9 protein-coding genes are annotated in these 15877 nt (G+C 31.6%); 7 read left to right on the forward strand and 2 right to left on the reverse strand.

The genetic code is table 11. From position 1 onward, the window contains the following. Window positions 1–375: 375 nt before the first annotated feature. Window positions 376–2121, reverse strand: coding sequence for an ABC transporter ATP-binding protein (locus EDB96_RS05300; RefSeq protein ID WP_057117097.1), 1746 nt, complete (start codon window positions 2119–2121; stop codon window positions 376–378). 322 nt (window positions 2122–2443) lie between these two features. Between EDB96_RS05300 and EDB96_RS05305 the strand changes: the two genes are divergently transcribed. Both EDB96_RS05305 and EDB96_RS05310 read left to right on the forward strand, forming a co-directional pair. Beyond that, window positions 2444–3181, forward strand: a complete 738-nt coding sequence (locus EDB96_RS05305; RefSeq protein ID WP_057117096.1) for a hypothetical protein — start codon at window positions 2444–2446, stop codon at window positions 3179–3181. 238 nt (window positions 3182–3419) lie between these two features. Continuing rightward, a complete protein-coding gene (locus tag EDB96_RS05310; protein WP_134139545.1) occupies window positions 3420–4205 on the forward strand; it encodes a hypothetical protein in 786 nt (261 codons plus the stop codon). A 55-nt stretch (window positions 4206–4260) separates the two neighbouring features. On the opposite strand, the gene EDB96_RS05315 is transcribed toward EDB96_RS05310, so the two are convergent. After that, a complete protein-coding gene (locus tag EDB96_RS05315) occupies window positions 4261–5382 on the reverse strand; it encodes a matrixin family metalloprotease (protein ID WP_134139547.1) in 1122 nt (373 codons plus the stop codon). A 231-nt stretch (window positions 5383–5613) separates the two neighbouring features. Between EDB96_RS05315 and EDB96_RS05320 the strand changes: the two genes are divergently transcribed. From EDB96_RS05320 to EDB96_RS05340, 5 genes are all read left to right on the forward strand, one after another. Continuing rightward, window positions 5614–6342 carry a hypothetical protein gene (locus EDB96_RS05320; protein WP_134139548.1) on the forward strand — a complete coding sequence of 243 codons (729 nt, stop codon included), beginning with the start codon at window positions 5614–5616 and terminating at the stop codon, window positions 6340–6342. Window positions 6343–6466: 124 nt separating this feature from the next. Then, complete coding sequence (locus EDB96_RS05325) at window positions 6467–7243, forward strand: hypothetical protein (RefSeq protein WP_134139550.1); 777 nt, start codon at window positions 6467–6469, stop codon at window positions 7241–7243. A 78-nt stretch (window positions 7244–7321) separates the two neighbouring features. Continuing rightward, on the forward strand, window positions 7322–8281 hold the full coding sequence (locus EDB96_RS05330) for a GSCFA domain-containing protein (RefSeq protein ID WP_134139551.1): 960 nt from the start codon (window positions 7322–7324) through the stop codon (window positions 8279–8281). A 165-nt stretch (window positions 8282–8446) separates the two neighbouring features. Next, window positions 8447–13555: a translocation/assembly module TamB gene (locus EDB96_RS05335; RefSeq protein WP_134139553.1), complete on the forward strand. Its 5109-nt coding sequence runs from the start codon at window positions 8447–8449 to the stop codon at window positions 13553–13555. Beyond that, the gene (locus EDB96_RS05340; RefSeq protein WP_134139555.1) at window positions 13539–15857 is read left to right on the forward strand and encodes a BamA/TamA family outer membrane protein; all 2319 of its coding nucleotides are present in this window, start codon (window positions 13539–13541) and stop codon (window positions 15855–15857) included. The genes EDB96_RS05335 and EDB96_RS05340 overlap by 17 nt, the downstream gene beginning before the upstream one ends. Window positions 15858–15877 lie beyond the last annotated feature (20 nt).

A 15877-nucleotide genomic window follows, 5' to 3' on the forward strand; every position in this document is an offset into this window, starting at 1 on the left:
TACAATAAAGCAAACCCGCCAGGTTTTTAAAACCTGTCGGGTTTTGTGTTTATAGTATTTATTTTTTCTCATTTTATGTCATTTCGATCCCGAGGCTTCGGGAGAGAAATCTTCGCGAGAAGCTCGACAAAGTTTGATTCTTGTTGCGGAATTACTTGCGAAGATTTCTCCTTCGTCGAAATGACAAATAGAGCGTTTAATCGATATTTTAATAAAAAACCTGCTCAATAGTAGGTTAAAAGAAAAGGGCTTTAGCCAAACGTAATAGTTTTGGCTAAAGCCTCTCTCTTTTATTTAATTTTTTCATCCAGCTAAAGCTGAACGCTATTCAAAAAACTTAGAAACTTAGTATCTCAGCAACTAAGAACCTTAAAATTATTTACGCTCTCCAATCTGCTGGCGCCACATAGCATAATACAATCCTTTTTCAACAATTAAATCATCATGTTTACCTTGCTCGATGATTTTACCTTGTTCCAAAACAAAAATCCTATCAGCATGCATTACAGTAGATAAACGGTGTGCGATTAAAACAGTAATTCTATTTTTGTCAGATATATTTCTGATTGTGGCGTTAATTTCTTCTTCAGTAATAGAATCCAAGGCAGAAGTTGCTTCGTCAAAAATTAATAGATTTGGATTTCTAAGAATAGCTCTGGCAATAGATAAACGTTGTTTTTCTCCACCCGAAACTTTGATGCCGCCTTCTCCAATTGTCGTGTTTAAACCATCTTCGGCACGTCTCAAAAGTTTGTCACAGCTTGCTCTTTTTAGTGCATCATATAAATCTTCATCGGTTGCGTTTGGCTTAACAAATAATAAATTCTCGCGAATTGTTCCAGAGAATAATTGGGCATCTTGAGTTACAAAACCTAACTGTTTTCTTAGATCGAGTAAATCAATATCGGTTGAATCAATATCGTTATACAAAATTTGACCTTCAGCAGGTGTATATAATCCAACTAATAATTTTACCAAAGTTGTTTTTCCGGAACCAGACGGACCCACAAATGCTACAGTTTGCCCTTGTTTGATTTCAAAATTGATATTTTCAACCGCTTTAAATTTGGCCGTTTTATGCTGAAAGCTTACATTCGAAAATAATAAGGATTGAATTGCACCAACATGTTTTGGAGTTTTTGGACGGAATTCTTTTGGAGCGCTTAATAAGACTTTGAAATTTTCCATTGAAACTTTGGTTTCGTTCAATGCAATAATGAAGTTTCCAAGTTCTTGAAGCGGACCGAAAATGAAGAAAGTAAAAAATACCATTGTTAGTAAATCACCAACAATAATTTTTCCTCCAAATAAGAAATAATACAAAGTAAAAACAACACAAGTTCTTAAAAAGTGAACTGTTGTTCCTTGAATGAAACTCAAACTTCTAATAAATCGAATTTTCTCCAATTCTAACTGTAGAATTTTAAAAGTGTTTAAGTTTAGACGTTTCTCTTCTTGATAAGTCAAACCAAGACTTTTTACCAATTCAATGTTTCTTAAACTTTCAGTTGTTGATCCTGCTAAAGCGTTCGTTTGATTAACGATTTTTTTAGAAACAATTTTAATTTTTTTACCTAAATAAGAACTTACCAAAGCAATAATTGGAGCTGTAATTAAAAAGATAATAGAAATTCTAAAGTCAATTCGAGCAACATAAACGATTACGAATATGAATCCTATTATAGTCTGAAAGATCAATGAAATAGAAAGAGTAATCAATTTTTCAGAATCAGAACGTACTTTGGTTAATTTACTCAAAGTTTCACCGCTTCGCTGATCTTCAAATTCAGCATAAGGCAGATCTAAAGATTTTTTAATTCCGTCGGTATACATTTGAGCTCCAGTTCTCTGGATCACGACATTAGTAAAGTAATCCTGAAAATTTTTGGTAATTCTGGAAATCATAGCAGCTCCAAGCGAAAGACCAAGCCAGAAAGATAAAGATTTGATGAAACCGGTTGGATTTCCTGCGTATTTGTGTAAACCAACTCCGCAATCCTGCATTAGTTTTCCTGTAATTATTGAGTCTGATAAACTGAAACAAATGTTGATAGAAGCCATGATCAAAGCAAAAAATAAAAGCATTTTATGTTTGATGATGTAAGTATATAATAATTTCATATAAGATTTTAAAAAGTGGAAGATGCAAAAATAAGGAATTGTTTGGGGATGTATAGTTGATTTCTGTTATTAAAAATGTAAATTTTTTTTAAACCCCATTTTTAGCCTCTATGTTTAAAAATGCAGGAAAAAAGCTAAGTATTTACACCTTTTTTTCTTTATGATTAAATTTTATTTTTAAGTTGATTATTCTTAGATCGCTTGCTATTAGTGTATTAAATAATGTTTGAATTATATTATTTATCTGAATGCGGAATCCCGTAAGGTTTTAGTTTTATGTTGTATTACGTTTGCACCAATAACAAATTTAATCAAAAAAACTATGAAAAAATTTTTACTTCTTTTTGGAGCTTTGACTCTATCATTAACTTCTTGTTCAAGCGATGATTCACCTTCTGGTTCTTCTGATTCAGTTTTGCTAAAAAAAGTAATTCTGACAAGCCAAGATGGAGAAAGTAAAAGCACAGTAAATTATACATACAATGGTAACAAAATTGTAAGTATTGTTGATGAGACTGGCTCTATGAATTACACTTACACGGGTGATTTAATTACCAAAATTGAATTTAAACTTTCTGATGGTTCTATCGAACAAGTTAATACATTCACTTATAATTCCGATAATAAATTAGCAACTTTTGTGAGAGTTGAGCCTGATATGGATTGGGGACATAAAGAAGTTTATACTTATAATGCTGATGGTACAATTTCTGTTCAGTCTTATGGAGGGGATAGTGAAGTCCAAACTAGTGTTGGCGGAACATCAACAATTAAGTTTGTAAATGGTGAAGTTGCTGAAATTATTTCAATTACAGGAAATCAACCTGATAGAAAATACACCTATGATGATAAAAATAATCCAGCTAAAAATATTTTAGGCTTCAATAAAATTGCATTTGTGGATGGTGAAGGAACTGGTATTGCACATAATGAAGTTTCTGAAACTACGGATGGCGTAATTACAGGTACTTATACTTACACTTACAATACTTCAGGCTACCCTGAAAAGAGTAATGATAAGATTGATGGAATTTCTTATTCAACTCAATATTTCTACTAATTAGAGATAATCAATTTAGCTTATAAGCCAGAAGTAGTAACTTCTGGCTTTTTAATTTTTGGAATAAACATAAAGGTCAGGAAATAGTAAAAATTTAGTTCTAGATCTTAAAAATATAATCCTAAGTTTAAAATTACAATTTTGTCGTTTTCTGTTATTGATAAAACCTTTAGAGGTATATAATTCATTTGGAGGAATATACTTTTGGTATAATTATTTAACCTTTTAATTTACAAAAATGAAAAAAATTGTATGCCTTTTTAGTGCTTTAGCTTTGACACTATTAGCTTGTAATCGAGATGAAATTGTTACTCCAAAAGCGGAAAATGTAGTTTTGCCTAAAACTATTAAACTTAGTGATCCAAATTATTCTTCTGAAAATTTAACAAATAAAATTGTCTATGATGGAAATAAGATTGTTAGTATTACAAATGAGCGTGGAAAAACAGAATATACTTATAGCGGAAACTTAATAGTAAAACAAGTTATTTCAAATGCTTCAAATACTATTCAAAAGCAAATCTCGTATAGTTATTTAAATGGCAAATTAGCGACGATATCTACTGTAATACCTAATAGTTATTCTTCTGAAGAGGTTTACACAGATAATAATGACGGAACAGTTAAGGTGGAATTTTATAATGTAAATCAAAAAACTGGAGTTAAAACAAAAAGCCAAGGTTTTGAAACACTTACTTTTTCAAATGGAAATTTAGATCAAATCGTTTCGACTTATGGTGATTCTGTTTCTACAAACAGTTATGATTATGATACTAATAGTAATCCTTTTAAAAATGTAGAAGGTTTTAATTTGTTGTATAGACAAGATATATCTTTTCAGCCAAATATCCTTTCGGCAAATAATGTTGTAAAACAAACGACATTCAATGTAACTAATAATATAGCATCTAATTTTATGATATCTACAAATGACTATGATTATGATACTAAAGGATTTCCAATTAAAAAGATCATATACAACTCCCATGGGACAGTTCTAAAAGTAATTGAGTATACTTATTAAATAAGTATATTTTTTAAAAAGCCAGATGTAATTTGCATCTGGCTTTTTTATTTCTTTACATTTTACCATTTTTAGAGGACCATTTTACAAAACCATTATAAATTAGTTGAAGATCACCATCATCTTGCAAGTTAAGTGTTGCTCCTGGAAATCCTGAAGTTGAACTTGTCCATAATACACTCTGGCCGGTAGTCATATTTTTACGGCCTTTGATTATAATATTTCCATTAGTTTCTAATTGGCAAGAACTATCATTGCTTCCAAATGCTTTTCCAACTTGCCATATTATTGTATTATCAGTTAAATCAATTATATGCAAAACACCAATACTGAATTTTAATTGATATTTACCGTTGGGAGATTTTATAGATTGTGTCCAAGGAATTAAATCAATTCTTTCTCCAGAATTTATACTTGATCTTGCAGGAAAAGGATACCATTCATTGATTGACTTTTTGTCAATATCCGATAAAACGCTCATTTCGTTTACACGAACTCCATCTGCAGTAAGAGCTGGATCAACGTAGTAGTGCATAATAGAAAGAGGGTCATACTCACTATAATTAGTTGATTCAGGACTTTTAATCACGTACTGATCTACTTCTTCTTTTGACCATCCATTTAAGTCACTATAATACTTATAAACTTTAGGTAAATCCCAATTAATTTTGGCGGCCGGACTTGCATTTTCATGAATAAGTCCTAATGCATGCCCAAACTCGTGTAATACCGTTCTTCGTACAGAAGCTTCATTTGCAGAAGTAAGAGGACCAAGGCGCATTGATTGTTCGTTTACATTTCCATACGCAGATCGCATTCCTAAAACAGACCATGCACCATAATTACCAACATTAAAACCAATTCTAATATCGGCATATTCATCTGTGGGAACGTATTTAAATGTTAGATTGGCATAATTTGTCCATTCGGATGCAAACCTTTTTACCTTTTCCTGGGCAGCAGCATCACCATCCAAAAATTTAATTTTAATAGTTTGACCCGTTTGCCATCTCGGCCAATTTATAATAGCGGCGTTGGATTTTGTAGTTGGATCAGAATTTTCATTTACGTAATCAAAAGCACACATCTGCATCTCGTCAGAGGTTTTATTTTCTTCATGATTACATGAAAAGAGGCCTAAAATAAAAATACAAATTAGAAATTTAACCTTTCTCATATTAAAAACGTTTTAGATAGAGTGTAAATTTAAAATAAGGGATATTATTTTTTCAGGTCACTTTTCAACTATGTCTTATACTGGTATAATTATGTCTTTTGATGGAAACTAAGAATTAGCAAAAAGATTCATTTTGTACATTATTATTACAATATAAAAATGAAAAAGTATTTATTCTTTTGTTTATCAGTTATTTGTTTTGTTTTGATTTCGTGCTCAGATGAAGAGTATATGCATAGTCAAAACAATATTTTTCCTAAAACTCTCCACACTAAATATCCTAGTGCTCCTTCTCAAAATTTCTTAACAACTATTGTGTATGACGGATCTAAAATTCTAATGATAAGTAATGAAAAAGAAAAGATTAAGTATTTATATGAAGGCAGTTATATAGTAAAAGAAACTAGATATAAATTAGTGAATGGAAGAGAAGTAGAATATTCTGAAACTTCTTATGAGTATGAAAATGAAGATCTAAAGACTGTAAATGTTAACCTAAGCGGTAAAGTGAAAAAGTATGTTTACAGTTATAAGAGTGATGGTACAATTTTAAAGGAAACCTACGATTTCGATAATAAAACTGAAAAAGAGTTCAAAAATTCCGAAAATAAAATACTCACTTTTGTTCGCGGAAACTTGACCAATTCAGTTTTTAGTTGGGGTTTTAGAGATATTGTTTCCACTTCTCGTTACGATTATGATGAAAGGAATAACGCTTTTAAAAATGTTTTAGGTTTTAGTAAGTTGTTGGATCAGATTAATTTTGAGTCTGAACAGAATATATCGTCAAGTAATAATTTGAAAAAATACGATGTTAAAATTAATTATGTGCCAGATATGATTTTTGAACCCTGTTCTTATAATATGGAATACGAATATAATAAGAGTGGCTATCCAACTAAAAAGACAATTTATGATTATAAAGGAGAAATCGAGGAAATTGTGGAATACTCGTATTGATATTTATTTTAAAATTTTTTAAACTGCTTCAATAAGTTCTTTTTGTATTAAAATAAGGTAAGATTTTTTTGCTTTTTTATATAGGTTTGATTTATTTTTGAATCACTAATCTTAGCCTGTAAAAATGAAAAAACTTTTAATCCTCCCTTTTGTTTTAATTTTAATACTCAATTCTTGTTCAAGTGATGATAGTTCTTCAGAAGACAAATCGGTTTTGCCACAAACAATATCTTACATCTATCCCAATATATATTTGGGAACAAATACAACTATTACTCTGAAATATAATGGAAATAAAATTATAAGTAGCACAGAATCAGATTCAAAAACATTATTTACTTATAATGTTGACCTGATAACCAAGCAAGAAATGTTTGAAATAGATCAGCAGGGAAATGAAACTAAAACTGATGAAGCTGTTTATACGTATGAAAATGGAAAATTAAAAACTAAAATTTTCAGAGAGATTATTACAACTCAATATCCAGAAGGGCAATATATTACAAAAACAGTTTACACTCATTCTTCTAACGAATCAATATCCTATGTAAATTATTCAGTAAATATAAATACGAAAGAGGAAACTAAATATAATGAAGGAATTTTGACTTACAAAGATGGAAATCTTACAAAGGAACAATCTGGCAGCGCAACTAGGGTTTATGAATATGATACCAAAAACAATCCTCTTAAGAATGTTTTGGGCTTTGATCTGTTGCTAAATGAAATCAGTGAAATAGGTAAAAACAACGCTGTAAAAATAACCTCCAAAGCTTGCTCTGATTGTTCTGAAGGTGTTTATTTGTCTGACTATATTTATAATGATAAAAATTATCCCACAAGACATACTTCGCATACTAATAGTGGATCAATCGAATATGAAATAGAGTATACGTACTAATTTATAAAAACCAAATACTTTTGTATTTGGTTTTTTTATTGATGAAAATTGCTGAAATTCGTGTTTAAAATAAACACCATGCAATTCAGAACCCAAATTCCAATTTTAAAAAGTAATCAACCAATCGATTATAATTCGAAATTACTTTCTATTGGTTCTTGTTTTGCAGAAAATATGGCGGAGAAATTCGATTACTTCAAATTTCAAAATGAAACAAATCCTTTTGGAATTATATTTAATCCTGTTTCAATTGAGAAACTATTTAAAAGAGTTTGCCATCAGGAACTTTTCGGAGAAAAAGATGTTTTCTTTCATAACGAACGCTGGCATAGTTTTGATGTTCATTCTGATTTAAGTAATGCTGATAGACAAGAACTTCTTGAAAGCCTAAATAAAGCGGTTACAGAAACGTACAAACAGCTAAAAGAAGCGACGCACCTTATTATAACTTTTGGAACTTCTTGGATTTACAGAAATGTAGAAAGTGAAGAAGTAGTTGCTAATTGTCATAAAGTTCCTCAAAAGCAATTTTCAAAAGAACTATTATCTGTTGATGTAATTCAAAAAAGTATTCAAAGTACAATTGAGCTAATTCATACTGTAAATCCAGAGATAAATTTCATTTTTACGATTTCTCCAGTTCGTCATATAAAAGACGGTTTCGTGGAAAACCAGTTAAGTAAATCGCATTTATTTACAGCGCTTCACAACGTTTTAAAAATTGACAATTCACAATTGACAATTCATCATTATTTCCCGTCTTATGAAATAATGATGGATGAACTTCGCGATTATCGTTTTTATTCAGAAGATATGCTTCATCCTAATCAAATAGCTATAGATTATATCTGGAAGCTTTTCAGCGAAAATTATATTTCACAAGAGAGTTTTGCGCTAATGCAGGAAGTAGATGAAATTCAAAAAAGCCTACGCCACAGAAGCTTCAATCCAGAATCTGAACAGCATCAAAAATTCCTGGCAAAATTACAACAGAAAATAATTGCAATAGGAGATAAACTGCCTCATATAAAATTTTAAATTATAAAAAGCCTTTGGTTGTAACCAATGACAGCTTTTTAACAGTAAAATTTTAGAATAATTCCTGATAATTGTGTAAATTGTTAAAGTTTAAATTTTACATTTTTGTAAAATGTCTAATTATGCTTTTTTCAGAAGCAATTTAATCATGTATTTTATTGACGTATGAATAAGAAACCCATTCATTATTTAAAAAAAACACTTCGTGTACTGTTATGGTGCGTGGTTTCTATAGTGGCACTTTTACTTCTTCTTATCATATTAATTCAAGTTCCGTCGGTTCAGAATTTCGTTAAGGATAAAGCGATTACTTATCTTCATAATAAGATTAAAACCAAGGTTTCTTTAGATCATATTTCCATTAAATTTCCAAAAGATGTAGTGCTGGAAGGTTTTTATTTTGAAGACCAGAAAAAAGATACGTTACTGGCTGGTAAACGATTAGAAGTTGATGTTGATCTTTTTAAACTCGTAAGCAGCGAACTTGAAATCAATTCAGTTTCACTTGAAAATGTAAAAGCTAATATTTCAAGAAATAAAGATGGGGTTTTTAATTTCGATTATATTATAAAAGCGTTTGAATCTAAAGAACCAAAAGTTGAAGATCCAGATGCCAAACCTTTCAAAATTTCTGTAGTAAAAGTAAATCTCGATCAAGTAAAATTCAATTTTAAAGATGATTTTTCTAAAAATGATATTCGTGTAAATCTGACCCATTTTGATACCAAATTCAAGAAATTTGACCTTGATAAAATGGATTTTAATATTCCGAATATCAATTTAAATGGCTTAAAAGTAGTTTTAGATCAAGATGTTGTGGAAAGAATTGCTGAAGTTTCAGTTAAGACTGTCGATACGATTTCAAAAAGACCAGATTTTAAACTTGCGCTGGATAAAATCACTTTATCTAAAATTGATATTTTATACGACAATAAAGATTCAAAATTAAATTCGGGCATTCGTTTAGGGAATTTGAATTTGGCTGTAAACGAAATTGATCTCAATAAACAGCTTTTAGATTTTGACACATTTGAAGTGAAAAACCTTAGCGGAAATTTACGATTAGGTGCAAAAGATAAACAAATTCAAGCGCCGGATTTAGACTCAACTTCTATCAAACAAGCAGGCTGGAAAGTTAAGCTGAATGATGCCAGTCTAGAAAATATAGCTTTTAAATTTGATGATATGCAGTCAAAACCCAAAACAAAAGGTTTAGATTACAGTCATTTAGATTTGAGTAAATTCAATTTCAAAGCAGAGAAATTATATTATGCAAACGATACGATTTCTGGAAACATAAAAACACTTACCGTAAACGAAAAAAGCGGTTTACAAATTCAGGCTTTAAAAACAGATTTCTTCTACGGACCAAAAAATGCGTATTTGAATAATTTGTATTTGAAAACGCCTCAAACCCTTGTGCAGGATAAAATTAAAGCAGCATACAAATCGCTGGAATCTCTTCAAAAAGATTTAGGAAATTTTGCTGTTGATGCTAATTTGAAACAATCAAAAATTGGTTTCAAAGATATCTTATTATTTGTGCCAGATTTGCAAAAAACAAATCCGTTTAAGAGTAATCCAAATGCAATTTTGTATGTAGACAGCCGAGTAAATGGAAAAGTAAAAGATCTGAATATTTCGAAATTCGAAATGAGCGGAATAGGTTCTACAAAAGTTTCCCTTTCGGGGAAAATCGCCGGACTGCCGGATGCGCAAAAAGCTTATTACGACTTGAATATTAAAAACATTTCGAGCACTGCAAAAGACATTAATATGTTTGTGCCGGCTGGGACAATTCCCAAAAACATTCAATTGCCTTCTCAACTAAATCTGCAGGGAAAATTTAAAGGATCGGTTCAAAACTTTAAAACCAATCTCGCCTTAAAAAGCAGTTTCGGAAATGCCAAAGTTGATGCTTTATTTGATCAGCGTCTTAAAAAAAGAGAAAAATACGATGCAACCGTTTATTTATTGGATTTTAATGTAGGCCGATTAATTAAAAACGATTCGATCGGAAAAATTACGCTTAAAGCGAAAGTAAAAGGAAATGGTTTAGACCCAAAAACGGCAAATGCTGCAATTGATGGTCTGGTGCAAAAAGCTGTTTTTAATCGCTATACGTACAAAGATTTAGCTTTAAAAGGAAATATTGAAAATGGTTCTTTTGCCGTAAAATCTGGAATGAAAGATCCAAATCTAAATTTTGATTTGACGGCTTCAGGTGATACAAAAGACAAATATCCAAGCATAAAATTAAAACTAAATCTAGATATTGCCGATCTAGAAAAACTGAATCTGCATGCCGGGCCAATGAAGCTTCGTGGAAATGTTGATGCTGATATCGCAAACAGCAATCCTGATTTCTTAAACGGAAAAGTTTTTCTTTCGAACATTCAGATCTTAAAGGATGCCGAACCAATTGTTTTAGATTCGATCCGCGTTCTTGCTTTTGCAGATAAAGACAGTAATTCGATTAAAATTTCGTCACAATTTTTAAAAGCCGAAGTAGTAGGAAAATATAAGTTGACCACTTTATCAAATTCAATTCAAAAATCATTGTCTAAATATATTGACCTTCAAAATCCGAAAGTCAATGCAGAATCTGACGAACAGCGATTGGCATTCAAATTAAAAGTAGATAATGATCCTGTTCTTTTTAAATTATTACCAAAATTAACTGGATTAGAACCTTTTACCATAAATGGAAATTATAACAATCAAACAGATTCTTTAGCCATAAAAGGAACTATTCCGAGAATTGTTTATGCCGATAACACTATTTCAGACGGAAGAATCAATATTGAAGCAAAAGAAAATGCTTTAGAATATTTGGTTTCTGTTGCCACTATCGAAAGCGGTTCTCTTAAAATTCCGTTTACTAGTTTGTCTGGAAAAGTAGAAAACAACGTCTTAACGTATGCGCTGGAAGTGAAAGATGTTAAAGACAAACAACAATACTACATTGCTGGAAATCTGAACCATGAAAATTCTAAAAACATTTTTAAAATTGACGCAGAGAACTTCGTTTTAAATTATGATAAATGGAACGTTGATCCCGAAAATTCGATTGAGTTTGGAGATAAAAGACTTTATATCAACAAATTCTATTTAGATAACTCTGGTAATGAATTAAAAATTCAGTCGCAGGGAACTCAGAATAATGCACCGCTTCAAGTTGATTTTGTAAACTTCAAAATTGAAACCATTATGAACATGGTTAAAAAAGATGAGTTGTTGATGCAGGGTCTAATAAACGGAAATGCTTTGGTCGAAAACGTTATGACCAATCCGACATTTACATCAGATTTAAAAATTGATGATTTTACTTTTAAAGCTGAAAAAGTAGGTGATTTAGAAATAAAAGTAGATAATAAAACCGCTAATACGCTTGCTGCGAATGTTGCTTTAAGCGACGAAGGAAATGATGTAAAATTAACTGGAGATTATAAACTAGATGTTGGAAATTTTGATTTTGATGTTGCAATTAATAAGTTGAATATCAAAAGTGTTCAAGGTTTTAGTATGGGAAATATAACAGAAGGAAAAGGTTTTCTTTCTGGAAATTTTAAATTGACAGGAAATACTTCGGCTCCTAAAATTAATGGCGAATTGAATTTTAATGATGCCGCTTTTAGAGTTACACAATTGAATTCGTACTTTAAAATTGGACAAGAAAAAATCACGTTTAATAATGAAACGATTTCATTTGATAAGTTCTCTCTTTTTGATGAAAATGACAACGAATTGTATGTTAACGGAACAATTCAATCGGCTGATTTTGTGAAGTATAATTTTAATCTTCTGGTAGAAGCAAATGATTTTAGAGCCATAAACTCTAAAGCAGCAGATAATGATTTATTCTATGGTGATTTGTTTTTGGATACCAAATTGAATATCAAAGGAAATTTGGATAGTCCAGTTGTCGACGGAACGATTAAAATAAATAAAGAAACCAAATTTACGGTTGTATTGCCGCAGTCAGATCCTTCAATTGCAGATCGAGAAGGAATTGTAGAGTTTGTTGATGAAGATAATATGTATCTGAAACAAACTGTTGACATGCAGAATAAACTCGATCAATCGGAACTAAAAGGAATGGATGTAAACGTTGCCATTACGATTGATAAAGAAGCAGAATTAACTTTGCTGATCGATAAAGGAAATGGCGATTATTTAAAATTAAAAGGTGAAGCAGAATTAGTCGGAGGAATCGATCAATCGGGTAAAACGACTCTGACTGGTAAATATGAGTTTTCTGATGGAGCTTACGAAATGAATTTCAACGGCATCAGAAGAAAATTTGATATTCAGAAAGGAAGTTACATCACATGGAATGGCGAACCGACATTAGCCAACTTAAATATAACCGCCATTTATAAAGTAGATGCAGCGCCGATTGATTTATTGGGTAATCAGTTAAAAAGCGAACCTCAAACGGTGCAAAATACATACAAACAAAAACTTCCTTTTCAGACTTTATTAAAGATGAACGGAGAGCTGATGAAACCAGAAATCTCTTTTGGAATTACACTTCCGGAAGGAAATTATAATGTTGCTTCAGATGTGGTTGAACTTACGCAGACAAGATTAAAACAACTGGAACAAGATCCAGCAGAATTAAATAAGCAGGTTTTTGCACTTTTATTATTAAATAGATTTGTTGGAGAAAATCCGTTTTCGAGCGAAAGCGGCGGCGCAAGTGCTGAATCTTTTGCCAGACAAAGTGTAAGTAAAATACTTTCGCAGCAGTTAAACAATCTTGCAGGCGAATTGATTACCGGATTTGAAGTAAATTTTGACTTAGAATCTACAGAAGATTATACAACTGGAACTATGCAGAATAGAACCGACCTGAATGTTGAAGTTTCTAAAAGATTGCTGGATGATAGATTGAAAGTAACCGTGGGAAGCAGTTTTGGTGTTGAAGGACAGGAACGTGCCAATGAAGAAAGTACAAATATTGCCGGCGATGTTGCTTTAGATTATCAATTAACAAAAGACGGAAGATATATGGTTCGTGCCTATAGAAAAAACCAATATCAAGTTGCTGTTGAAGGTCAGGTTGTTGAAACAGGAGTTGCATTTGTGATTACAATGAGTTACAACAAATTTAGAGAGTTGTTTCATCGCAGTGAGCAGGAAAAAGAAATGATTCGCGAAGAAAAAATTCGAAAAGAAAAACAAAAACAGAAAGAAAAAGAAGCAAAAGAAAAACCAGAAATACAAAATCAGGAAGAAAAACAAATTGAAGGAAATGAGCAGAAAACATAAACATATAAGACAATTTTATATCAAGTGTATGGCACTGTTTTCCTTGTTTTTTATTGTAGGATGCAGTAATACCAAATATCTTCCAGAAGGCGATTTGCTTTATGTCGGCGGTTCGGTTACCGTAAAAGATTCGCTGATGAAAAAGAAAGACCGTAAGGCGCTGGAAACTGAATTGAAAGATTTATTGCGTCCAAAACCTAATAAACAGATTTTCGGTTTACGTCCTAAATTATGGATTTATAATTTGGCTGGAGAACCTAAAAAACAAAAAGGAACACGATATTGGCTTCGAAATAAAGTGGGAGAAGCACCGGTTTTATTCAGCAAAGTTGATTTGGATTATAACGCATCGGTTTTGCGAAATTTTACGGAAAACAGAGGTTATTTTAAAAGCCGTGTAAGCGCCGATTCGACTGTTCGAAATAAAAGAGTAACTGCAGAATACACCGTTACTCCGAAACAGCAATACATTATAAAAAGTGTTACTTTCCCTGATGACTCTTTAAGAATATCAAAGATTATAGCCAAGAGCCACCGTAGAAGTCTTCTTAAAGTTGGAAAACCTTACGATTTGGATGTCATTAAAGCCGAGAGAGAACGTATTGATGCGAGATTAAAAGAAAATGGATATTTTTATTTTAATCCAGATTATATTTTAGCAAAAGTAGACAGTACTAAAGGAAATCATGAAGTAAAAATTAGACTTGTAATTAAAGATGATACGCCAGTAAAAGCGCTGACTTCTTACAAGATTGATAAAATATTTGTTTATCCAAATTACTCACTTACAAACGATAGTGCCGTTTATCGAAAAAGAAATATCACACAATACAAAGATTTTACAATAATAGACACTGCAGAAACTTTTAAACCAAGAGTTTATGATCGAACGATTTACTTTAAAAAAGGAGATTTATACAATAGAAAAGATCACAATTTAACTTTAAACCGATTTGTAAATCTGGGAACATTCAGTTTTGTGAAAAACGAATTTAAACCGTCTGATTCGATTCCAAATGCTTTAAATTCCTACTATTATTTAACCTTGCTTCCTAAAAAGTTTATTCGTGTTGAAGTTATAGGTAAAACCAATTCAGCAAGTTACACGGGGACAGAATTAAATTTAAATTGGAACAATCGAAACTTTTTTAGAGGAGCAGAATTATTTACAGCTTCGGTCTTTGGAGGAGCTGATTTCCAGCTTGGGGGAGTGAATAGAGGAAAAAATATTTATAAACTCGGAGGGGAAGTTAGTTTGACTTGGCCACGATTTATAACGCCATTTAATATACAAGGAAACAGCGAATTTGTGCCAAGAACTAAAGCAACTTTGCGTTACGAATATCAAAAAAGAACACAGTTGTATGCCTTGAATTCTTTCAACACTTCATTTGGTTATTTATGGAAAGAAAATATTCGTAAAGAACATCAATTAAATGTTATTGATGTTACGTATGTGAGTCCAAATCATGTTACACCAGAATATTTGGCAGATATAAAAGAAGATCCTGCGCTTGGAAAAGTAATTGAAAAACAGTTGATTTTTGGTCCGACTTACAATTATACCTATACGAATACCATGCAGAAACGCCGAAAAAATACCATCTATTTTAATGGTGAATTGGATTTAGCGGGAAATATTACAGGATTGGTTACAGGTGCCAATTATAAGAAAGATAATGTAAAGACTATATTCGATGTTCCGTTTAGCCAATATGTAAAAATCAAAACAGATTTCAGACATTATTTAAAACTCGGAAAAGAAAGCGAATTAGCAAGCCGATTAATTCTCGGTGCTGGATTTGCTTATGGAAACTCAAATACACTTCCAACTTCAAAACAGTTTGTCGTAGGAGGAACGAATAGTATTAGAGCTTTTAGAGCCAGAACGTTAGGACCGGGTAGTTATGTGATTCCGCCGACAACAAATAATAATTACACACCAGATCAATCAGCAGATTTGAAGTTGGAATTTAATACAGAATATCGAGCTAAATTGTTTAGTATTGTTCGTGGAGCAGTGTTCTTGGATGCTGGAAATATTTGGCTTTTAAATGCCGACCCAGATAAACCAGCAGCTGAAATTTCAAAAGATTTTATGAAAGAACTTGCAGTTGGTGCCGGAGTAGGTTTGCGTTTTGATTTGTCATTTTTGATTTTAAGAACAGATTTAGCAATTCCGCTTCGTAATCCTGCGCTTCCAGATGGGCAGCGCTGGGTGATTGATAAGATTGATTTTGGAGATAGCTCTTGGAGAAAAGACAACCTGATTTTGAATATTGCGATCGGATATCCGTTCTAATTTTTTGTGTCTAATTTCAT

Origin of the sequence: Flavobacterium sp. S87F.05.LMB.W.Kidney.N (genome assembly GCF_004366435.1) — a bacterium.
Taxonomy (GTDB): Bacteria; Bacteroidota; Bacteroidia; order Flavobacteriales; family Flavobacteriaceae; genus Flavobacterium.

Bases quoted from the DNA above. Each gene is read 5' to 3' on its own strand.
- EDB96_RS05305 (WP_057117096.1), top strand. From the start codon at position 2,444: ATGAAAAAATTTTTACTTCTTTTTGGAGCTTTGACTCTATCATTAACT.
- EDB96_RS05310 (WP_134139545.1), top strand. From the start codon at position 3,420: ATGAAAAAAATTGTATGCCTTTTTAGTGCTTTAGCTTTGACACTATTA.
- EDB96_RS05335 (WP_134139553.1), top strand. From the start codon at position 8,447: ATGAATAAGAAACCCATTCATTATTTAAAAAAAACACTTCGTGTACTG.
- EDB96_RS05325 (WP_134139550.1), top strand. From the start codon at position 6,467: ATGAAAAAACTTTTAATCCTCCCTTTTGTTTTAATTTTAATACTCAAT.
- EDB96_RS05340 (WP_134139555.1), top strand. From the start codon at position 13,539: ATGAGCAGAAAACATAAACATATAAGACAATTTTATATCAAGTGTATG.
- EDB96_RS05315 (WP_134139547.1), bottom strand. From the start codon at position 5,382: ATGAGAAAGGTTAAATTTCTAATTTGTATTTTTATTTTAGGCCTCTTT.
- EDB96_RS05320 (WP_134139548.1), top strand. From the start codon at position 5,614: ATGCATAGTCAAAACAATATTTTTCCTAAAACTCTCCACACTAAATAT.
- EDB96_RS05300 (WP_057117097.1), bottom strand. From the start codon at position 2,121: ATGAAATTATTATATACTTACATCATCAAACATAAAATGCTTTTATTT.
- EDB96_RS05330 (WP_134139551.1), top strand. From the start codon at position 7,322: ATGCAATTCAGAACCCAAATTCCAATTTTAAAAAGTAATCAACCAATC.